Genomic DNA, 20,155 nt, shown 5'->3' with positions numbered 1-20,155 from the left:
TATCTAGTTATTTAATGATTTCTTTATTTTCAATGACATTGTGAGGGTGTTCGTCATATTTGTAGTTTTCCCAACGATTGCGTGCTAATTTTCGATATTTATTTGAAACACTGCGATCCCCAATCAAGCGGGAGAATCCTTTTTTGGCTTCTCCAATATCACCGAGGCGAAGGCTTAATTCTGCATGTAAATATAGAATTCGCTCGCTGCCTTCTTGATTGGATGCAAAAGATTTACTGTAAAAATCTCTCGCAGCATATAAATAGTGAATTTCAGATTCGCTTTCATTTTTTAAACGGTAAAGCCAGGCTATTTTCAGTGCGATATTAGCCATTAATAGTGCCTCTTCCATAGAAGCCTTTGCAACGAGGTAGGCTAATTTGTAGCTTATGATAGCATCTTCGATAGTCCGTTCTTGACAGATGTTCATGGGCTTTTGTAGTTCTTTAATATATAGTTCGTCGATTAGTAGCATGAAAGGTCCGTAAGTTCTCGTCATAGATTTATGGTAGGCATATCCGCAATGTGGGCATACAGCAACTTCATACAGCAATGGATTTAAACCTTCATAAACAGGCATAAAATCCGTTTGTTCTTCGACTACTTTATAACGATTCGGACGTACTTTATATGTTGTATATTGCTTTTTACAAAATTTGCAATCCACATTACTTTCGTAGTAGTAAATATTAAAACCCATATGAATCAACTCCTCTGTGTCGAGTTTTTAACATTTCTTTAGTTCTACTTAAATGGACATAACACTCGTTCAATATATTTAATGGATTTTCGACTATTTTAGCAATTCTATGTTTTTTGATATAATCCTTTAGCATTATTAAAGTAGTGTCAAATGAATGGTTTTATTTTTATGTAAAGAGAATGTTAGTTTAAATACACTAGCAATAGTATGTATCGGTGGTATATGTGGAAAAGTTAAATAGTTATGCCTACATTGTTAAAATTACGTCAGACATACCTAGAGAGCTTTTTGTTATTCATCTTTTAGTAGGTTTATTATAATACATGTAGGATAATTTTACTATTCATTAATATGCTGAATATAAAGTAACTTTGTGAACGGCTAAAAAGATTAAGGATGTTTCGGTTATGCTCTTTTTGGTGTAAAATAATTGAAATTATTGATAGTTAATTTAAAAGGAGCGCATACATGTATGGATTGCAAAATCGTCTTTTTTGATGTAGATGGTACATTGATCAATTATGAGGATGGTTGTATTGAAAGTAGTACCAAGAATGCTTTACATACACTAAAAAACAAAGGGATTCGATTAGTCGCTGCAACTGGTAGACCACTATCTATGTGTCAGGACTTACATAAATTAGGGATTGATACATTTATTACGGCGAATGGTGCTTATGTTCGGCACGGAGACCAAATCATCTATGCCAGCCCCATCGCTCAAACTATTGTACAAAGTGTTAAAGCTTTTGCTGACGACCATCAAAATAGCTTGTCATTTTTCACTGAACAATTATCGATGAATAGTGTGCAGCACCCTGCAACACTAAAGGCAATGAATGAGACATTGTCTTTAAGACAATATCCGCCCGTCAATAAAAATATTTTAAATGAGCAAGTTTACTTAATGTGTTTATATGTAAATGAACAGGTAGAGAAAAAGTATAGAACACAATTTCCAAATTTGAAGTTTGAAAGATGGCATCCTATGATTACGAATGTTTTACAAGAGGATGTATCAAAAGCAATTGCTGTTGAAGCTGTACTTAGTTATTTCAATTTACATCCAAAAGAGGCGATTGCTTTTGGGGATGGAGATAATGATATAGATATGCTAAAGCAAGTTGGATATGGTATTGCAATGGGCAATGGAAGTGTAGCCTTAAAAAATATTGCGGATGAGGTCACGATGGCATCGAATAAAGGCGGCATTGATTACGCCTTGCGCAAACTACAGTTGATTTAAAAAGAAATGTCAATAGTCAGTAAATATCAAATAATTTGAAATATCAGCAAATTAATATAAATCTTATAGAATAATTAATAATTCGGTAAATATATTTATTTTGCATTATTTTGAAAATTGTAGTAAAATAACCCTGATTTTTAACTTAATTATTGAAATGTTATCTGTGATTATTTAGAATAATTTTAAATAGATTTGAGGGGGGTGTGATACGATGGCACAACAGATTCTATGTGAAGTCAATAACTGCACGTATTGGGGTTCAGGAAACAAATGTACTGCAGAGGCTATTTACGTTGTTAGTCAAAAAGGTCAGCGGGCATCCAATAGTGAAGAAACAGGATGCAAAACATTTACACCTGAAGAGCATTAAGGCCGGTAGAAGCTGGGGCACAAGAGAAAAAGTGTTAGATTGACGACAATCAATCTAACACTTTTTTGCTTTGCGTTAATGTATGCTACGGAGGATGTTTTCAAATGTCGTAATTGGTTATATCTAATTGAACAATAGGGTAGGTGCATTTTTTCTTCTTACCCCACATAATCCAATGGGTGATACCAGCTACTTTAGCATAATCATCTATTGTTTATAAGTTCTGTCGGAATATATAGATACGAAAATAGCAAGTCTCTTAGTCACCAATATAACACTAACGCTAAACTACAACACCCACCTTCTCTCAAAACAATACGAATATTATCTGGCGTATATTTCGCTTCAAACTTCGTTGTAATTCCAGCAGAAGAAATAAGTTTTTGGACTTCATCTTGATTGGATAGCTGTGCGGCGTTTTTAAGATCATGTGCAAATTGATCAGAATCCTCAATTTTCTCTGTCAGTAATTGCACTTGTTGCATAATTGTTTGCATCCCTTTTGCTGACGTCTTTAACTTTATGGTATTAATAGGCGGATAAGGGCTTGTTGTCGTGGTAGGCATGGCAAGTTGTCTAGGGACATGATGGGGTGTAGGTGGGATAGACATTCCCCAATTTGGATAATGGTTATAAACATAATACGGATAAGGATTGTAATACAGCGGATTTCCTCCCATCCATTTGCTAATCTCTTATGTATCTTATGTAGTTACATAACGTTTTGTGTGAGGCTGTTCTTCTTTCAAGACAGAGCATAAGGCATATATAATGATTTGCATTAAAGGGAATTAAAGAAAAAAATAGAATAAGTAATAGATATTGAGAAAAGGGGGTTATTGCATGAATCGTTTAAATTTAATTACATTGGGTGTAAAAAGTATGGTTGAGTCGCTTGCATTTTATCGTGAAGGGCTTGGTTTTGAGGTGGTTGTCTATGGAGATGAAACAAATCCTGATGTGATTTTCTTCAATAATGGAGGAACAAAAATTTCTCTATTTCCTATAGAACGATTAGCAAAGGATATAAATGAAGAAAACCCACCAAAAGCAGGCACCGACTTTACGGGCTTTACGCTTGCCTATAATGGAAAATCTAAAGAAGAAGTCGATGCAATCTTTTCCCTAGCAAAAAAAGCTGGAGCAAACATTGTCAAAGAGCCTGAAACGGTGTTTTGGGGAGGGTATAGCGGTTATTTCCAAGATCCCAACGGTTATTATTGGGAAGTTGCATATGGAGATACGTGGGAATTTGATGAAACGGATATGTTAATTATTAAATAATAAATAGTGTGCGTAAAATTTAACTAGTTGGACAGAGGGGTTGAGATGGTGCAGCAACCATTTTGGGAGAAAGAGTACTTAGCAGATACGCATTTCGCTTTTGGTAATCCTAGTGAGGAAGTAGTGGAATGGGCAAAAAAATTACCAGCGGATGCACGCATTTTAGATATAGGATGTGGCGATGGTAGACATGCCGTTTATTTAGCACAGCTGGGGTTTAAGGTAGAAGCCATTGATATTTCAGAGGCAGGTATTGCTAAAATAAATAGATACAAAGCGTCGCACCAGCTACATAATTTACAGGCAGATGTTCAAGATATTACTACATATCAGTTTAGTGATACGTATGATTGCATCATTTCACATGGCCTATTTCATTTTTTAGCGCGCGAAGATTGGCATCGCATTATTCAGTTAATGCAAGATTATACCAAGATAGAGGGCATCAATATTATTACTGTATTTACAGACGAAGTTGACATTCCAGAAGATTTAGCACCGTTTGTCAAAGGCATATGTCAAGAAGGTGAGATTAGAGAATTATACGAGCAATGGTCCATTGCATTTTATCGCTCCTATCAATTTGAAGATCAGCATGAAAATAATATAAGACATTGTCACGCAGCCAATAAACTAGTCGCTATAAAAAGAGCATTGTAAATACAGTGATAGTTTTACTTTAGGTTAATTTTGGGTTTATTTCTTAGCTGAAGTATTGAATACACCAATTTTGTTAAGGATAACAAAAGAGGAGGTGTGATACGATGGCACAACAGATTTTATGTGAAGTCAATAACTGCACGTATTGGGGCTCTGGAAACAAATGTACGGCAGAAGCTATTTACGTTGTTAGTCAAAAGGGTCAGCAGGCATCCAATAGTGAAGAAACAGATTGCAAAACATTTACACCTGAAGAGCATTAAGGACGGTAGAAGCCGGGGCACAAGAGAAAAAGTGTTAGATTGATTGAGGTCATTCTAACACTTTTTGCGATGGCGAAAATTTTCTAATGTCGTAATTGGTACATATCTATTTTGTCTCTCTTGAACAATAGGGTATGTGCATTTTTTACTTTTTCCTCTACATAATCCAATGAATAATTGCCAAATGCATCCGTTAAGTCACCAATGGCGCGCGATAAATTATCAATCACAGGAATTAATGTATCAAGCTCCATTGGTTCTTTCCTAGTGTTCATTTCATCCATAATTTCATGAGCAAGATGTTGAATTATTCGCAGGCGTTTGTTTTCAGCTTGCATCATATCCTCCTTTAAACAGCAACTTTTTACACTCAATAAATATATGAAGGTCGTTTACAGTTCATGAGTGATTACTTTCGCTTGAACGTATATGGCACACATAACAAGACAAGGAAAAAGCCAGACTTCATCAAATGGAGTCTGGCTTTGTTTTTTAGTATTGTAATGTAACGCGAACAGCTGCACTAATGGTTAGTTGACCTTGCTCAATGGGGGTTGTCATAGATGAATCAGCCATTGCCATTGATTTATAAAGCACAGGGGCATGATCGTTTTCTTCGATGATTTCAATCGGTTGTGGCTGTACAGATAAGTGCATCGTTTGAGCGATTGTTTTCGCCTTCATTTGTGCATTATGAAGTGCTAAGCTGAGAGCCTGCTGATAGTATTCATCCGCATGCTCAATTTTAAATTGGATGGAGGAAATCTGATTTGCACCATTTTCGACAGCTGTATCAATAACAGCTCCTACTAGATTGGTATCAGGTATTTTTACCGTGATAGCATTTACTACTTCATAGCCTTTAAACATTTGTTTACCTTCTACACAATCATAAATAGGTGTAATCGTATAGGCGGCGGTCTGAATGTTTTCTCTTGGGATAGATAACGCCAAAAGAGCATGAATAACACGATTCATAGAGCTAGCATTTTGGTGCTGCGCTTGTTGTACACTTTCGCCTTGTGTCGTGACCTCTATTTGAAGCTGGACATAACTAGCGTTAGCGACTACTTTTCCATTTCCGCTAACAGTCATTATTCGCGATGTGTGGGGTACTTGTGCCTGGGCATGTGTGTAATACATTTGAATCCCACCTCCCGACTGGTTTCTAGCATGTTAAATCATTTTTAACAATGCTTCTACACCAGTCATTCCTGCAAATATACCTAGTTGCTCCGCTTCAAATGTAACAGATTCAAGAGGGGCGGTTAATAGCTCATCTATCGTCTTCACGCCAACCGCTCGACCTGCCACAATTTTTCGATCTAATAAGCGACTATTTAAAAGACCGACATCTAATGCACCACACATGATGTAGCCTGTATCATTAGATATAGTTAATAACGTTGTTTTTGGTAAATGCACAATCACAGCAGTGAAAAAATGACCTTTAATCATAATAGGTTCAATTGTCACCATGAACATCACTCCTTTTCTCTCTATACATATGGCAATAGATAAAAAGGTGTTCAATATTTCTACTAAAATTCTAAAGCGAAAAAAATCCACTGCGCTTTTGCGTGCACGAAGTAAGCCGCAACCTTCGCTAGCGTGAGGACTGTTGCGTCTTACGTAGGGTGCATTTTTGCAGAAAGCTACGTGGATTTTAATTTCTCAATAGATAAATTGTGTCAGTGTCAGGCACTGATTATTTTGTATATGAAAGCATAGCTGTTTGTTTTATATTTTTTAGCGCTAATTTAGCCTCATCTTGCGTAGTGTACTCGAACATACGGAATGTATCTTGCTCAAAAACAGTAATAACCCACATTGTAAAATCCCCTTTGTTGTCAATTTGTAGTATAACAGTTGTGTTATTTTGAATAATTGTTATATATCAGTTATGCCCTTTATTTTACACTGATTTTCAAAAAAATAAAGGGCTAAATGAAAGGTTTCACATTTCGTTCAAAATTTGACGTTGCGTAAATGAAAATTATTTAAAAATAAAGGTGGGCGAAATAAATTTAAGTAAAAAACTGTGAATGATGAAGAAATTGTTTGTTAATTGGTTTTTTAACATATCTTTTTAAAGGGTTTAAGTAAAAACAGGTAGCACCTCAATAGTATAATTTAGCGGCTTTCGTAAATAGTAAGATGAGCTGAAATATGCGAATGAAACATGGGAGGTGATACTGTGATACGTAAAAATGTATTGTTTTTGACGGTTTGCTTATTATTCATGTCGATATGTTTAACAGACATGCGTACCTCTGCAGAAAAAGGACGTAGTGAATATGAGAAGACTGGTGAAGTTGTTTGGGATATAGATACAAAGGATAAAATCGTTGCCTTAACTTTTGACGATGGTCCACATCCAAAATACACCGCAAAAATACTAGATACTTTAGCTAAGTATGAAGCAAAGGCTACATTTTTTATTATTGGTCAAAATGCAGAAAAGTATCCAGAGCTTGTTTCACGAACTTATAAAGAGGGGCATGAATTAGCCAATCATACGTACTCTCACCCGTATAAAGTTTCAATTCCTGATTTACAGGAAGAACTAAGGCAGACAAACCAGATGATTTATAGTATTACTGGCTTTTCTCCTGTTTTATTCCGTCCTGTGGGTGGCAATTATACTGAAAAGATGATCAATACTGCTGTAAACAACGGTTATAAAGTAGTCATGTGGTCTTGGCATCAAGATACACAGGATTGGAAAGAGCCAGGGGCGAATAAAATCGTCCAAAAGGTGTTAGGGGGAACAAAACCAGGAGATGTGATTTTGTTTCATGATGGAGGCGGCAACCGCACTCAAACGATTAAAGCCCTAGAAGAAATCATACCAACCTTAAAAAAACAGGGCTATACATTTGTAACAGTATCAGAATTAATTGAAAAAAAGCAGCAACAAGAGAAAATTCAATAAAAAATAAGCCATTTCATTATATTGAAATGGCTTATTTTTCTCTATAAGAAGCGGATATTCTAGGTATTTATAGATTAGAAAAATAATAAAGGTGCCAACGCAATACCAGCAATTGCTCCAAATGCAAAACCAATGCCAAGTCCAGCACCAAATCCTGGTCTAAATCCCCAACCCCAAAGACCTAAGCCGTATCCTCTATATTGTCTATCAGGTAGAACCCATACCTGTTTTCTATCCACTTTCGTTATTTTTCCAACATGAACATTGCCAGATGTATCAGTAATTCTTACACGTTTACCGTGATATTTACAGCAAAGATTATAACAATCAGTTGGATTCACAAGAATCTCCTCCTTTCTACGTCCTTACAAGTTAATATATGCCGTTGCATACATTTATCACTAGCCGATTGTCTATTGGAAACATAAGCTATCGTAAGGGGGTGCGTGAATGTCGGTAATATCAACAGATGATTGGCTACATGAGTTCAAAACTAGTCGAAAATTGATGCATAGTAGAGAGTTTGAAGATTTACAATGTACGATTCTTTGTAGCCGATTACTAGACCATTTTAAAGATGGAACGCCACAACAAATCCAATTTGAACTACAACAACAAGGGTTGTTTCGAGCGCATGAAAATATCGATATAAAAAGCCTGCAAGCGCAAAATGCTTGGCAAATTATACGAGAGGAATTGTTCTATTTAAAGAAGAAATGGAGCGGGCATGATATACCCATCTATATTTTTCCTCTAACACAGGAGCAAAGTGTCACAAATAAAAATGGAGTTGCCTATCCAGATGCTCTATTTTTATTTTTAGGAGAATTAGAAAGGCAAGAGTTACAGGCGTTATTTGCACATGAGTATAATCATGTTTGTCGACTGCACTACTTAAACAAATCATTAGAGGAAGTAACGCTATTAGATTCATTAATTATAGAGGGCTTAGCTGAATGTGCAGTGGAGGAATTATACGGTGCCAAATGGTTAGCGCCTTGGTTGAAAGATTATTCTACGGACAAAATGTTAGCTATATGGAAGACATACTTTTTGCCTAACATGAATGTTAAAGGTTTAGATCATCATATTGAGTTTTTATATGGTGGGAGGCTTCCTTCACATATAGGATACTGTATTGGTTATGAAATGGTCCGAACATATATACAAAAGCATGCATCAAATAAGTTACATGAAAAACATTCTGAAGAAATACTTAAGGGTTCTATATTTTCGGTATAACTAAAAACCAGTTGTCGATACAAATCGACAACTGGTTACTGCTAATTTAAATGGTAATAATCCCTATTGCTATTGCAATGCCTAGTAAAACAATGCTTAAACCCCACATCCAAAAGAAAGAGTATTTTAGGTGTTTTCCCATCTCTAAACCAGATAAGCCTAAAGCTAACCAGACAGCAGGGGCAAGTGGTGAAACAAACGTACCAACAATATTACCAATAATCATGGCATATGCAGTGGAGAGAGAGTCAATACCAAAAGATAAACCAATCTGTTCAACTACAGGAAGCAAGGCGAAATAATAGGCATCCGTACTTAATAATAAATCAAAGGGTACACCTAATATACCGATAATAATATGCAAATAAGATGATAGTCCTGCCGGTAAAATATTGACAGCATTATTGGCAATAGCATTTAACATGCCTGTGCCATTTAGTATGCCCAAAAATAAGCCCGCTGCAATAATAATCGACGCCATCGTTAACGCATTCGGAGCATGTGTCCGCACGCGCTCCATTTGTTCTTTAGGTGTACGATAATTAATGGGCAGAGCAATAGCTACCCCGATTAAAAAGGCTAATGCTGCCGGTACAATACCCGCGACTAAAACCCCGATTACCATGACAGCAATTACTGCATTCACCCACAATAGTTTTGGTCGTCGTAAAGATTGGTCTACTTCGGATGACACAACACCTTGTGTAATATGTTGGTCGTCATGCGTAAAATCAAGTGTGCCGTATTGCTTCAGAATACGGTGCTTTTCTCTAAAGCCAAGGTATAAGGCTAAAGCTAACATTAATAGAACACCAATGATTTGAATGGGTATTAACGGATACCATAGTTCAGTGATATCCACCTCTAACACGGAAGCCACCCGCCCTAATGGACCTCCCCAAGGAACCATGTTCACCACTGCTGCAGCTCCAGCAATTAATAAAAGTAACAAGTATGGATTCATGCGTAAGCGTAAATATAAAGGCAATAGTGCTGGAATCGTAATTAAAAATGTAGAAGCACCAGACCCGTCTAGTTGAGCCACAACAGCAATTAGTACAGTTACAATAGCAACGACAACAATACGCCCCTTTGTAAGCGCAATCATTTTGTTGATCAATGGCTCAAATAATCCAACGTCCTGCATAATACCAAAGAAGATAATAGCAAAGATAAACATTACCGCTACGTTCATCACAGAACTTAGTCCGGAACTAAAGAATTCCCCTAATTCCTCGAAACGAAAGCCAGCGATAAAAGTAGCGATTATCGGTGGAATAACCATTGCAACAAGCGGCGAGACACGCCCACTTATTAATAAGGCAATAATGACGATAATGGTGATGAAACCAAGGATACTTAAGCTCAAAAAAACCCCTCCCTTTAATTGAGTATTCTGACTACTAAAAGGTAGCATGCTGTAAATAGGGAGGGAATAATATGGTCATAAGTTAGATAAGATACATACTATTCATTTTGTTCATAAGTTCCATAGTATATATATTTTCTTTCAGGTCTACCAATTGTTCCGTATATCGGTTTGATGTACAAAAACTGTTCACCAACTAAGTATTCTAAATAGCGGCGGGCAGTTGAACGACTAGAACCGATGATTTCACTCAATTGTGAGGCTGTAAGTTCCTTGGTTTTTATTTTTTCGAAGACCTCTTTAACTGCCTGTAATGTGTGTAAATCAATGCCTTTTACAAAGGTATCTTCTGTAGCAGTAGATTCACGATAAAATATGGAATCAAGGTCAACTTGCGTGAAGTTTGATGTGTGTTGAAATAAATGAAATGTATGCAAATATTTTTTAAACGCTTGATGAAGTCGTTGTTGTTCAAAAGGTTTAATTAAGTAATCTAAAATGCCTAAATCTATGACATCTTTTATTAAATCTCTTTCTGTTGCAGCAGAAATAACGATTATGTTGATGGCAGGATAATGATGCCGTATATGGTGTACTAAAGAGCTCCCTTCGACATCAGGAATATACAAATCGGTTAAAATAATCGCTGGTAAGTTGGTGGATTGTTTTAGCTTTTCAATCGTTTCTTGCCCAGTCCGTAAATTTTCAGTAACGGTAAAACCACCTATTGTATGAACATAATCTGCATGAATGTTTGCTACTCTAAAGTCATCTTCTATAATCCATACACTTGTGCAGGATGTTGTCATAAGCGCTTACCTCCTTTAGGAACGATTATTAAAAAGCACGCTCCTGATAAATCTCCAGCATCTAATAAAATATCTCCATTTATTTTTTCGAGAGCTTTTTTGCTGATTGTTAAGCCATGTCCTCGATCTAAGCCTTCCTTTGTTGAAAAACCTTTCGCAAAAATTTTATCGGTCAGCTTGTGGTCAATACCGGGGCCTTTATCTTGAATCTCCAATAAATAATGATTTTTATAATCGTTAATAGATAATTGAATTATTTTATCGGAGGACGGCAAGTTTTTTAAAGATTCAATAGCGTTTTGAAGAACATTGCCAAGTGCTGTAAGAATAGCATCCTCCTGAAGTTTAGATAATTTCATAGATGGGGGAATTTCCTTCAGCTCGAGTTTAATGCCCAGTTCCGTTGCTTCTGCCAGCTTCCCTTGAATTAATGCTAGGAGTAGAGGGGATGTGCCATTATTATTTAGAAAAGCTTGATGTTTAAGATGAATATTTCGTTGTTCTTTAATGTACTCAATTGCCTGATTGTAATGTTTAGAAAATAGCAAACCTAGAATAATATGAAGCTTATTCGCAAATTCATGTGTATAGGCGCGTTGCATATTGGCATACTGTTTGACTTGTTTCAGTTCATCAATAATTTTTTGGATGTCTACTTTTTTTCTAAATGTATATAAAGAACCTATTTTCCTTTTCTTTTCCACTAAAGGCGCTTTATTTAAGATGATAATATGTTCATTGAGTGTTAGCTCTAAGTTATGAATATGTTGTTCTGCAACGATTTTAGGTGTGAAAATGTGCTCGATTTTAGTTCCCATCCATGCTGAAATGGATTGATTGTGAGTAGAATCTAGCATTCCGTATGCACTTTTATTAATAGTGGTAATTTGATTTAAATGATCGACAGCAATAATCCCTTCTTCCGTCGTTTCTAAAATCACTTTGTTTTGTTGATATAATTTAGCAATTTGGATTGGTTCCATATTAAATAATAATTTTTTAATATAAAGAGAGATGGCGATTGCCCCAAGTATACCTATGAAAAGAATAATAATTGTGTAATTGAGCCACTTCATAAGATGGTCTTTGATGATTGTATCGATATGCGCGGTTAAAAAACCGACAGAAACAACACCGATAATGTTTTCGTCTATCATAATAGGGGCTTTACCTCGGATTGATTCACCTAAGGAACCAACCGTTTTAGAAATATAGGCTTGTTTATTTAGTAATGCAGCATCATTGTCCCCACCGACCATGGGATGTCCTATTCGATCTTTTGCGGGATGGGAATAACGAACACCTTGTGCATTGCCAACTACGATAAATGCTGCATTTATCTCCTCTCTTAAAGGTTCGACGATTGGTTGGATAATGTCACTTGGATTTTCATGCTCGAATGCTGTAATAATCTCCTCCATAGAAGCGATTGTTTTAGCAATATTCAATGCTTCCACGCCTATTTGCTTTTCTGTTGTATCTCGTATATGTTCTTGCAATAGATACATAAAGAGCCCACATATCATTAAAATTAAAATCGACATTAAAAAAATCATTTTAACTGTTAGAGACTGGAATAAACTTCTCATATTTCACCTCTAGATAGTTTTCGTTTGCCATCTTGTAAAAAGAGCGTATTTGGGAATAGAATAGCATACACCAAATAAAGAGTTCGAGTCATTTTATAGTGGCTAAATTAATCATAAAAAGAATTTTGCTGTAAATACTTAGCGTTACAATAAAAGCAAGGAGTGATGGCTATGTCAAATGAAGTGAAAAATGTACTGCCACCTGTTGTTGATGCTTCAACAAAGGTGCTTATTGTTGGCTCAATGCCAGGAAAGCTCTCATTAGAGAAACAGCAATATTATGGCAATCCGCGCAATCACTTTTGGGCTATTATTGGGCAAATTGTAAAGAGAACAATACCGGAAGATTATAAAATGCGAATAGAGTTGCTAAAGGAAAATGGGATTGGTCTTTGGGATACCATCGAATCGTGTGAGCGCAAGGGTAGCTTAGATGCCGCCATTCGCAATGAAAAATCAAATGATTTTAAAACGCTTTTTAAACAGTATCCAAATATAGAACTTGTGCTTTTTAATGGTGGGAAAGCTTTTGAAGTGTTTAAAAAGCATATTGGTGTTGAGGTTTTAGATGGACGAGCCTATCAAAAGATGCCATCGACTAGCCCAATCCCTGGAAAAAATATAAAATCCTTCGACGAAAAGTTAGCGGATTGGCGAGTGATGCAATCGTATTTAACGTAAACGAGGTCATATGGTAGGCTAATTGCTCAAGCGACTTTCGCCCCCTTACATATAGTGAAATATGTAAAAGGGGGGAGTTTGTATTGAATTTATATCCAAATAATAATTATGGGGAAAATTTCAGAGGTCCGAGTTGGAATGTTCCAGGTATTCCGCCAGTTGGACCACCACCAAATATGGGCCAACCACCAAACTTTGGACCACCGTCTTCTGGGCAAATGCCAATGAGTGCTCCACCAAACTTTGCTCCACCTATGCCCGCGTGGCATGGTGGCTCAAATGGCATTCAATCGTGTTTATTTAGAAACACGTATTTATGGATGAACAACGGAAGAAGTTTTTGGTTTTTCCCTACGGTCATAGGTAGGGAATTTATTGCGGGATTCCGATGGAGTAATAGATATGGATGGCGTTTCCGTACATTAACAAGAGACCATATTCTTTCGTTTGAATGTTTTAGATAATGGATTTAAATCGTAGGGATTCGAATGGAGCATGTAGAAAACTGCCGAAATTTAAGTGGGCATTGTGCCATAGCGATTTTCTAAAAGGCGCGAGATGAAAATACGAAGCGAATGTATTCTGTTTTTAAGTAATTGATGTTACAATAATTGTAACTAAACATGAAGGGACGATGGGTGGCTAATGATTAACTAATCTTATTTTTTGCACATGAAATGTATATTTCAATGAATCAAAAATAGGATTAGTCTGCCCATTTTCCATAAAGTGCACGATTGTAGGCTCAAACGCCTGCTATTGTTGAACGTATACTAAAAATGCAAATTACCGTACGAACGCGCTTGGTGTGGCATTTTTAGTATTGGAGCTTCTCATAATAAGGCTCAAACATTGAGCTTTTTTGTGTTTGATATTTCGCGACTAATCCTTCCAAAATAATTGGAGGGATTTTTTTGTCCCTCTATATAGAGAGGAACGGATGAAATGAAAGAACTTTTAAAAATACAGAATGTACAGTATGAGGTAGGAGACATACGGATTTTTGAACAGGTGACGGCAACAGTAAAACAAGGCGAAGTCATTGGTATTATAGGAAAGAATGGAGCTGGCAAATCGACATTATTACAGCTTATTCAAGGCATCCTAACTCCTACGGCAGGACAGCTAGTGCCGTTGCAGCATGTTAAAATGGCCTATGTGGAACAAGAGCAAGCAACTATCGACAGTTGGGAAGTAAGCGCAGAAGAAGCGGATTTACTTGCCAAATGGCATGTACCAAACATCGAGTTTGCAGCATTAAGCGGTGGAGAAAAGTTGAAAAGGCGACTAGCAAGAGGTTTTTCACAACATGCGCAATTACTACTGTTGGATGAACCGACAAATCATTTAGATGAAACAAGTACAGCGATGCTTATCGCTCAAGTAAAAAAATATGATGGTACAATTATTGTTGTTTCTCATGATCGTTATTTTTTAGACGAAGTTGCCACTAAAATATGGTCTTTGGAAGATGGTAAACTGCTCGAACATAGCGGGCATTATACAAGTTATATAGCGGCTAGAGAGCAACAAAGGCTAGCGCAACAACGCGCCTATGATAAGCAGCAAAAGAATATTGAACGGATTGAAGCGCAGATGAACGAGCTATCCTCTTGGTCGCAAAAGGCACATGCACAATCGACCAAGCAGGAGAGCTTTAAAGAGTTTTACCGAGTAAAAGCAAAACGAATGGATGCACAAGTAAAATCAAAGAAAAAGCGCTTGGAAAAAGAGTTAGCAAAGAACAAAGTTGAGCCGCCTAAGCAAGAAGAGGAAGTGCGGTTTTCAGTAGAGACAAACCAGCGAGTAGGCAAACGATTTTTAGAATGTAAGCATGTAACAAAATCTTTTGGTCAGCGTCTTATATTTCAAGATCTAACAATGACAATACAATTTGGTGATAAAATTGCCATTACAGGTCCAAATGGTAGTGGCAAAACGACTTTATTGAAGGTGCTGACAGGACAAGAAAAAGCAGATGGTGATTTGTGGATTTCACCGGCAGCTACTATCGGCTATTTAACGCAGGATGTATTCGATTTGCCATTGAATCTTACACCAGAGCAATATTTTCACAAGGAGACATTCGAGGAAAGAGGGAAAGTCCGCAATGTCATGAAACATTTAGGGTTTACTGCAAGTCATTGGACAGCACCTATTGGCAATATGAGTATGGGCGAGCGTGTGAAGTGTAAGTTGATGGCGTATATTTTAGAAGAAAAGAATGTTCTAATTTTAGATGAGCCAACGAATCATCTTGATTTGCCTTCAAGAGAGCAATTAGAGAAAACGTTGGAGCTATATACAGGTACATTGCTCGTTGTGTCGCATGACCGCTATTTTATTGAGAAAACAACAAATATTGTGTGGCAGCTTGAAAATAAAGGAATCGTGAAAAAATGGAGAGAGAGCATACCACAGCAACAAAATGATACAAGTGCACAACGGCTAAAGTTAGAAAATGAAAGACAAGAAATACTTGGCAAACTTAGCTTTCTAACCGCCAAAGATAAGGAATATGCTGTGCTTGATCGGAAATTTAATGAGTTGACGAAGCAAATTAATGAACTCCGCTAGTTTGACGTTTAAGACAGCAAAAAGTGGGGAACATTAACGTAATTTCAGTAAACAATTGCTCGCTTTTATAAGTTGGAGACTCTTATGAATGTCATAAATCTTCGGGCACACTCGAAAAATTAGGACGTAATAGATAAAAAGCAAATATTGAGGTGTCTAGATGAAAAAATTATTTTTTATAACTATACTAACGATTAGTATCATTAGCGCATGTACTGAAAGAGATACGAATAGTAAGCAAGATACACAACAAGACCATCAATGGAACGAAAATAAACTTTGTATTTCTGAAACAACATCTAAAGACACAGTCTCTTCTTTAACGCAGGCAGAAGCATTGAAAACAATAAAGGAGCAACTTGGAACAAAACTAGCCATTGTTTTGCCAACGAATGTTCCACTAACGGAAGGAGCTTTTTTAACCGCAACAACTAAAAGTGAAGAACAACAAACTGAAGTTCTATTTCTAGAAAGTAAAGAGTATCTTCCGGTTAATGATGTAAAGCTAAAAAATGCAACGGCCGCAACTGCGATTGCCAAACTTACTGTAAAGCTCTATGACAGTATAGATGAGGCAAGCGAACAGATTGCTTATGAAGAATTTAGTAAAAATGGAGGGCAACAAGTTCCGCTTGGCTTCAATATGACTGGTTATCAGGATGCAGGCGCAGGCTCGTTATGGATTGGTTGGAATGAAGGAAGATGGGCAATAGCAACTCATACCCGAACAGATAATCCAGAAGCTGGAGTAGAGCTGGCAAAACAAGCAGTACAATATTTAGAATCCCATACACTTCCAATCCCACACGAACACGGTATGGTACATTTAGATGTTTATAAAACAGGAAACTTAATCGTATGGCAGGATGGAAAGCTTGTCTATACGCTTGATTCCATTAAGGACCCGATGAAGGCACTTGCAATGGCAACAGCTTTTAAGCAATAATAAGTAACCCCTGAGCGCAAGTACGCTTAGGGGTTTTTAATGACTTATTAGCTTTTGTAATAGCCATGTTAATTATGCATTTTACCAATTCAAATGCGACAAGTTATGCGAACTTGGTGTTAAGAGCATTCATTTCTTTTTACTTATGAAAGATTGCACGAAATAAACGCGTTATGCCTTCTTGTATTTCATCTTTCTTTAAATGTCCGAATCCTAAAATAATTTGATTGTTATGTTTCCCTTTTCTAATGGAATGATCTTCTACGGGATATACTTTCACACCAAATTGCTCGATTTTTTGGAGTAATGCGCTTGAGAAATGAATGTTTTGCATTTCTACAACGAGGTGCAATCCAGTGGAATAGCCTAAAATTTTTATTTTATTTGAAAAAGTTGTATGTAAACAATCGATAAGAAAATCTCTATTATTCTTATAATACTTTTTCATTTTTGCAATATGTCGTTCTAAGTAACCCTCTTTAATAAAACGAGCAAGAATAAGCTGATCTATCGAAGGTGTGTGTAAGTCAGAAAACCATTTAAGCTGACGGCATTTTTCAACAAGGTCTATTGGGAGAACCAAATAACCAATTCTTAATGCGGGTGAAAGAATTTTACTAAAAGATCCAATGTAAAGCACACGATGGGGGTCTAATCCTTGCAATGAACTTACAGGAGGACCTTCATACCTAAATTCACTATCATAATCGTCCTCTACCAAATAACATTCTTTGTGCCTTGCATAGTTTATTAATTGAATTCTGCGTTGGATTGGTAAAGTACCCCCTAATGGAAACTGATGAGATGGGGTAATAAAGATGAATTTTGGCTGTCGATCTTGAGGTAGTAAGGCTGTTCGCATACCGCATTGATCGACAGGAATAGCATAAATAGAAGCTCCAGAAGATTTAAATATCGTTTGAATATCATTTGTAATGGGGTCTTCCATAATCGCTACATCATTTGCTAACAAAAATAATCGAGTGATAACAGTCAATGCTTGTGTAGCACCTGAGGTGATAACAATTTGATCTGGATGACAGTCAACACCCCTCGTTCTTAGTAAATAGTTGGCTAATTCTTCTCTTAATTCATATCGACCTTCGGGTTGATCGTAACCAAAAATGGCAGGATTCGTATCGTTCCAGATATTATGGGATAATTTAGCCCATGTTTTCCGGGGAAATAAGTCTAACGCAGGTATGCCCGAACGAAAATCAATTTTTGGTGCTGTTGTTTTGTCTTCTATCTTTTTTTGAACAGTTTCTTTGCTAGATAGAGTTAAGTGGGCGCCATCTGCAACAAATGTACCTGAGCCTCTATGGGAAACTAAAAACCCTTCTGCCACGAGTTGCTCATACGCTTCTAATATGACATTTCTGGAAACATTTAATTCAGAACAAAGTTTACGTGTTGAAGCCAATCTCTCCCCGCCTTGTAATGTTCCATTTAAAATTTTTTCACGAATTTGTCGATAGACCTGTTTATTTAATGGTATATCTAACGCTCTATTTATAGGTATCCATAACATGTTTGCTTTACTCCTTCTTAAAATTGGTACCGTCAAAATGTATAATAAGTGGCTCTATTTTTACCAATATTACCATGATAGAGTAATTTTAAATAATACACAGGAGATGAATAGATGAAAAAACCACAAGAGTTAGTTATGGAAGCATTGAAGTCGGCTGCAAGAAATAATCAAATGAAAGATGCATTTCAACAATCGAAAGAGCTGTATCCATTATTGTTGAAAGCCGCAAAAAGATATGTGGCAGGGGAAGTTAGAGCAGACGCCATTGCTGTAGCAGAAAATTTATTAGCGAAAGATTATCAAGTTTCACTGGAGTTTATAGGCGAAAATACTGTGCATCTTGAGGAATGTCAAAAGGCTGTGAAGGAATTTATGACGCTAATTGATGAAATGGGTACGCTGTCTTTGAAGCAAACCGTATCGTTTGATTTGTCGCATATAGGGCTGTCTATAGACAAGGAAATTGCTTATAAACACTTGCTTCAACTTGTTCAGCATGCTAATACGCATGGCATTATTTTAATGGTTAGTATGGAGGAATCTTCAAAGACAGATGCTATTCTCGACATTTATAAAAAGATAGCGGCGCAATACGACAATATCGGAATAACCGTACAAGCTCATTTATACCGCACTGAAATGGATTTACAAGAGCTTGTTCAATATCCTGGAAAGATACGAATAGTCAAAGGGGCATTTCAAGAGCCAAGTACTATTGCGATGGAGAGGTCAGAAGCATTGAATCGTCGCTATCTACAATTTATAGATCAGTTAATTAAGTGGAATCATCCTTTTTCAATAGCAACCCATGATGAAGCCCTTATACAAGAGATGGAACAACGTCACTATTTTCAACAATCAAATGTAGAAATCGAGATGCTTTATGGCATTCGTCCAGATTTAATTCGAAGTTTACAGCGAAAGGGATATAACTGTAAGGTATATCTGCCATATGGGCAAGAGTGGTATTTATACTTGTGTCATCGTCTTGCTGAAAACCCAGAAAACTTATATTTAGCAGTAACAGATATGTTAAGTACATCATTACTAGATAGCAATGAAGGCTATTGATGAAAGAAAATTATTCCAGAGGGTGTTTTGAAAGTTGAAACATAGGAGAAAAGTGCATTGAATGGATGGAATTTTACAATGACGTTATAGAATAATATGTATCGTTAAACGCCCGTGCAACCGCAAGGACGCTCATATGTTCATAGAATATTATGTTTTGCAAGTATGTTTAGACTATGTAGATACTCACACACTATATGAAGAATCCGACTGTAAAGGTTTTTGGCTTGGACCCCAACGATTTGTCTGTGGCTGACTATCAAGCACTGTAAATACAAATAGTACGATTGCTCCAAAGGGGATGAAAATGATTAAAATCCATGCTCCACTGCGCCCTATATCATGAAGACGGCGGACCGTCACAGACAAACTAGGAATCATAAAGATTATTCCAAACAACGTGCTGAGTATTCCCACCTCTGGTGAAAATTTGAGATTTAGCATCTCTTCAATCATTACTATTACAAATGAAATAATAATTCCGAAAAGGTAGTACATCCAATATTCTTGTCGTCGAGCGCGACCACTAAAATTGAATGTGTTCTTCAAGGCATGTACAAACCACTTCATCAAAATGTCTCCTTACTAGAAATCTAAAATAGTTTATATTTAAGAGAGAAGGATGTATAGAAAATTTAATTGATTCATCTAACATAGACTTTTCACTTAAGAAAGGGGTGTTGTTCCCAAAGGTTGTTAATCATTATTTTTAATGGTTGAAATTCAATAAATCAACTTCTTTCTTAATCTTAATAATGCTTGTTATGAAATAGGTTGCATTTTTTCCTTAATATGTATTATATGTTATACTAAATACAATATAAGTCAATTAGAATAATGTTGAAGAACTACTAGAATACCATGTATCTATTA

General features: G+C 36.4%; 24 protein-coding genes. 12 read left to right on the top strand and 12 right to left on the bottom strand.

Features of this window, described 5'->3' with window-relative positions; genetic code table 11:
- Positions 1-7: 7 nt before the first annotated feature.
- On the bottom strand, positions 8-700 hold the full coding sequence (locus LO754_RS22080; RefSeq protein ID WP_024364009.1) for a DUF2225 domain-containing protein: 693 nt from the start codon (positions 698-700) through the stop codon (positions 8-10).
- A gap of 475 nt (positions 701-1,175) precedes the next feature.
- Between LO754_RS22080 and LO754_RS22075 the strand changes: the two genes are divergently transcribed.
- Both LO754_RS22075 and LO754_RS22070 read left to right on the top strand, forming a co-directional pair.
- A complete protein-coding gene (locus LO754_RS22075) occupies positions 1,176-1,949 on the top strand; it encodes a Cof-type HAD-IIB family hydrolase (protein ID WP_231785267.1) in 774 nt (257 codons plus the stop codon).
- A gap of 214 nt (positions 1,950-2,163) precedes the next feature.
- Positions 2,164-2,322 (top strand): DUF1540 domain-containing protein, encoded by a 159-nt coding sequence (locus LO754_RS22070; protein WP_069508162.1) that lies wholly within the window; start codon positions 2,164-2,166, stop codon positions 2,320-2,322.
- A 263-nt stretch (positions 2,323-2,585) separates the two neighbouring features.
- Here the strand turns inward: LO754_RS22070 and LO754_RS22065 are convergent, their stop codons facing one another.
- Complete coding sequence (locus tag LO754_RS22065; RefSeq protein WP_231785266.1) at positions 2,586-3,002, bottom strand: YuzC family spore coat inner layer protein; 417 nt, start codon at positions 3,000-3,002, stop codon at positions 2,586-2,588.
- A gap of 163 nt (positions 3,003-3,165) precedes the next feature.
- On the opposite strand from LO754_RS22065, the gene LO754_RS22060 reads away from it, so the two are divergent.
- From LO754_RS22060 to LO754_RS22050, 3 genes are all read left to right on the top strand, one after another.
- Complete coding sequence (locus tag LO754_RS22060; protein ID WP_025220789.1) at positions 3,166-3,606, top strand: VOC family protein; 441 nt, start codon at positions 3,166-3,168, stop codon at positions 3,604-3,606.
- 45 nt (positions 3,607-3,651) lie between these two features.
- Positions 3,652-4,266, top strand: a complete 615-nt coding sequence (locus LO754_RS22055; RefSeq protein WP_231785265.1) for a methyltransferase domain-containing protein — start codon at positions 3,652-3,654, stop codon at positions 4,264-4,266.
- 104 nt (positions 4,267-4,370) lie between these two features.
- Positions 4,371-4,529, top strand: a complete 159-nt coding sequence (locus tag LO754_RS22050) for a DUF1540 domain-containing protein (RefSeq protein WP_069508156.1) — start codon at positions 4,371-4,373, stop codon at positions 4,527-4,529.
- An 83-nt stretch (positions 4,530-4,612) separates the two neighbouring features.
- On the opposite strand, the gene LO754_RS22045 is transcribed toward LO754_RS22050, so the two are convergent.
- The 4 genes from LO754_RS22045 to LO754_RS23570 all read right to left on the bottom strand — a co-directional run bounded on the left by LO754_RS22045 (position 4,613) and on the right by LO754_RS23570 (position 6,360).
- Positions 4,613-4,867 carry a hypothetical protein gene (locus LO754_RS22045; protein ID WP_024364004.1) on the bottom strand — a complete coding sequence of 85 codons (255 nt, stop codon included), beginning with the start codon at positions 4,865-4,867 and terminating at the stop codon, positions 4,613-4,615.
- A 154-nt stretch (positions 4,868-5,021) separates the two neighbouring features.
- Entirely contained in the window at positions 5,022-5,672 is a 651-nt protein-coding gene (locus LO754_RS22040; RefSeq protein ID WP_231785264.1) for an SIMPL domain-containing protein, read from the bottom strand.
- A 33-nt stretch (positions 5,673-5,705) separates the two neighbouring features.
- Positions 5,706-6,008, bottom strand: coding sequence for a YunC family protein (locus tag LO754_RS22035; protein ID WP_024364002.1), 303 nt, complete (start codon positions 6,006-6,008; stop codon positions 5,706-5,708).
- Between the two features lie 229 nt (positions 6,009-6,237).
- Entirely contained in the window at positions 6,238-6,360 is a 123-nt protein-coding gene (locus LO754_RS23570; protein WP_255313814.1) for a hypothetical protein, read from the bottom strand.
- Positions 6,361-6,771: 411 nt separating this feature from the next.
- Between LO754_RS23570 and LO754_RS22030 the strand changes: the two genes are divergently transcribed.
- On the top strand, positions 6,772-7,464 hold the full coding sequence (locus LO754_RS22030) for a polysaccharide deacetylase family protein (protein ID WP_227665478.1): 693 nt from the start codon (positions 6,772-6,774) through the stop codon (positions 7,462-7,464).
- 74 nt (positions 7,465-7,538) lie between these two features.
- Here LO754_RS22030 and LO754_RS22025 read toward each other — a convergent pair whose 3' ends face one another.
- Positions 7,539-7,805: a hypothetical protein gene (locus tag LO754_RS22025; RefSeq protein WP_024364000.1), complete on the bottom strand. Its 267-nt coding sequence runs from the start codon at positions 7,803-7,805 to the stop codon at positions 7,539-7,541.
- A gap of 109 nt (positions 7,806-7,914) precedes the next feature.
- Here LO754_RS22025 and LO754_RS22020 point away from each other — a divergent pair, with 109 nt between their 5' ends.
- Positions 7,915-8,706, top strand: coding sequence for a DUF2268 domain-containing putative Zn-dependent protease (locus tag LO754_RS22020; protein WP_231785263.1), 792 nt, complete (start codon positions 7,915-7,917; stop codon positions 8,704-8,706).
- A gap of 46 nt (positions 8,707-8,752) precedes the next feature.
- Here the strand turns inward: LO754_RS22020 and LO754_RS22015 are convergent, their stop codons facing one another.
- From LO754_RS22015 to LO754_RS22005, 3 genes are all read right to left on the bottom strand, one after another.
- A complete protein-coding gene (locus tag LO754_RS22015; protein WP_231785262.1) occupies positions 8,753-10,075 on the bottom strand; it encodes a citrate:proton symporter in 1,323 nt (440 codons plus the stop codon).
- A 98-nt stretch (positions 10,076-10,173) separates the two neighbouring features.
- Positions 10,174-10,884, bottom strand: coding sequence for a response regulator (locus tag LO754_RS22010; protein WP_231785261.1), 711 nt, complete (start codon positions 10,882-10,884; stop codon positions 10,174-10,176).
- A complete protein-coding gene (locus tag LO754_RS22005; protein WP_231785260.1) occupies positions 10,881-12,473 on the bottom strand; it encodes a sensor histidine kinase in 1,593 nt (530 codons plus the stop codon). The genes LO754_RS22010 and LO754_RS22005 overlap by 4 nt, the downstream gene beginning before the upstream one ends.
- Positions 12,474-12,644: 171 nt before the next feature.
- On the opposite strand from LO754_RS22005, the gene LO754_RS22000 reads away from it, so the two are divergent.
- From LO754_RS22000 to LO754_RS21985, 4 genes are all read left to right on the top strand, one after another.
- Positions 12,645-13,154 (top strand): DNA-deoxyinosine glycosylase, encoded by a 510-nt coding sequence (locus LO754_RS22000; protein WP_231785259.1) that lies wholly within the window; start codon positions 12,645-12,647, stop codon positions 13,152-13,154.
- Positions 13,155-13,237: 83 nt separating this feature from the next.
- Positions 13,238-13,618, top strand: coding sequence for a hypothetical protein (locus tag LO754_RS21995; protein ID WP_025220782.1), 381 nt, complete (start codon positions 13,238-13,240; stop codon positions 13,616-13,618).
- Between the two features lie 481 nt (positions 13,619-14,099).
- On the top strand, positions 14,100-15,731 hold the full coding sequence (gene abc-f, locus LO754_RS21990; protein WP_024360826.1) for a ribosomal protection-like ABC-F family protein: 1,632 nt from the start codon (positions 14,100-14,102) through the stop codon (positions 15,729-15,731).
- Positions 15,732-15,891: 160 nt separating this feature from the next.
- On the top strand, positions 15,892-16,677 hold the full coding sequence (locus LO754_RS21985) for a hypothetical protein (protein WP_231785258.1): 786 nt from the start codon (positions 15,892-15,894) through the stop codon (positions 16,675-16,677).
- A gap of 139 nt (positions 16,678-16,816) precedes the next feature.
- Here LO754_RS21985 and pdxR read toward each other — a convergent pair whose 3' ends face one another.
- Positions 16,817-18,208 (bottom strand): MocR-like pyridoxine biosynthesis transcription factor PdxR, encoded by a 1,392-nt coding sequence (gene pdxR / locus LO754_RS21980; protein ID WP_231785257.1) that lies wholly within the window; start codon positions 18,206-18,208, stop codon positions 16,817-16,819.
- 114 nt (positions 18,209-18,322) lie between these two features.
- Here pdxR and LO754_RS21975 point away from each other — a divergent pair, with 114 nt between their 5' ends.
- The gene (locus LO754_RS21975; RefSeq protein WP_231785256.1) at positions 18,323-19,282 is read left to right on the top strand and encodes a proline dehydrogenase family protein; all 960 of its coding nucleotides are present in this window, start codon (positions 18,323-18,325) and stop codon (positions 19,280-19,282) included.
- A 186-nt stretch (positions 19,283-19,468) separates the two neighbouring features.
- Here the strand turns inward: LO754_RS21975 and LO754_RS21970 are convergent, their stop codons facing one another.
- The gene (locus LO754_RS21970) at positions 19,469-19,852 is read right to left on the bottom strand and encodes a DUF805 domain-containing protein (protein WP_024360822.1); all 384 of its coding nucleotides are present in this window, start codon (positions 19,850-19,852) and stop codon (positions 19,469-19,471) included.
- Positions 19,853-20,155: the final 303 nt, after the last annotated feature.

Origin of the sequence: Lysinibacillus sp. GJ-1 (assembly GCF_021166035.1) — a bacterium.
Taxonomy (GTDB): Bacteria; Bacillota; Bacilli; order Bacillales_A; family Planococcaceae; genus Lysinibacillus; species Lysinibacillus sphaericus.
This window is presented reverse-complemented; position numbering and strand designations above follow the sequence as displayed.

Coding starts and splice junctions, on each gene's coding strand:
- pdxR (WP_231785257.1), bottom strand. CDS start 18,208: ATGTTATGGATACCTATAAATAGAGCGTTAGATATACCATTAAATAAA.
- LO754_RS22000 (WP_231785259.1), top strand. CDS start 12,645: ATGTCAAATGAAGTGAAAAATGTACTGCCACCTGTTGTTGATGCTTCA.
- LO754_RS22030 (WP_227665478.1), top strand. CDS start 6,772: ATGTCGATATGTTTAACAGACATGCGTACCTCTGCAGAAAAAGGACGT.
- LO754_RS22075 (WP_231785267.1), top strand. CDS start 1,176: ATGGATTGCAAAATCGTCTTTTTTGATGTAGATGGTACATTGATCAAT.
- LO754_RS22080 (WP_024364009.1), bottom strand. CDS start 700: ATGGGTTTTAATATTTACTACTACGAAAGTAATGTGGATTGCAAATTT.
- LO754_RS22050 (WP_069508156.1), top strand. CDS start 4,371: ATGGCACAACAGATTTTATGTGAAGTCAATAACTGCACGTATTGGGGC.
- LO754_RS23570 (WP_255313814.1), bottom strand. CDS start 6,360: ATGTGGGTTATTACTGTTTTTGAGCAAGATACATTCCGTATGTTCGAG.
- abc-f (WP_024360826.1), top strand. CDS start 14,100: ATGAAAGAACTTTTAAAAATACAGAATGTACAGTATGAGGTAGGAGAC.
- LO754_RS22040 (WP_231785264.1), bottom strand. CDS start 5,672: ATGTATTACACACATGCCCAGGCACAAGTACCCCACACATCGCGAATA.
- LO754_RS22035 (WP_024364002.1), bottom strand. CDS start 6,008: ATGGTGACAATTGAACCTATTATGATTAAAGGTCATTTTTTCACTGCT.
- LO754_RS22020 (WP_231785263.1), top strand. CDS start 7,915: ATGTCGGTAATATCAACAGATGATTGGCTACATGAGTTCAAAACTAGT.
- LO754_RS22010 (WP_231785261.1), bottom strand. CDS start 10,884: ATGACAACATCCTGCACAAGTGTATGGATTATAGAAGATGACTTTAGA.
- LO754_RS21985 (WP_231785258.1), top strand. CDS start 15,892: ATGAAAAAATTATTTTTTATAACTATACTAACGATTAGTATCATTAGC.
- LO754_RS22045 (WP_024364004.1), bottom strand. CDS start 4,867: ATGCAAGCTGAAAACAAACGCCTGCGAATAATTCAACATCTTGCTCAT.
- LO754_RS22055 (WP_231785265.1), top strand. CDS start 3,652: ATGGTGCAGCAACCATTTTGGGAGAAAGAGTACTTAGCAGATACGCAT.
- LO754_RS22060 (WP_025220789.1), top strand. CDS start 3,166: ATGAATCGTTTAAATTTAATTACATTGGGTGTAAAAAGTATGGTTGAG.
- LO754_RS22005 (WP_231785260.1), bottom strand. CDS start 12,473: ATGAGAAGTTTATTCCAGTCTCTAACAGTTAAAATGATTTTTTTAATG.
- LO754_RS21975 (WP_231785256.1), top strand. CDS start 18,323: ATGAAAAAACCACAAGAGTTAGTTATGGAAGCATTGAAGTCGGCTGCA.
- LO754_RS21970 (WP_024360822.1), bottom strand. CDS start 19,852: ATGAAGTGGTTTGTACATGCCTTGAAGAACACATTCAATTTTAGTGGT.
- LO754_RS22070 (WP_069508162.1), top strand. CDS start 2,164: ATGGCACAACAGATTCTATGTGAAGTCAATAACTGCACGTATTGGGGT.
- LO754_RS22065 (WP_231785266.1), bottom strand. CDS start 3,002: ATGGGAGGAAATCCGCTGTATTACAATCCTTATCCGTATTATGTTTAT.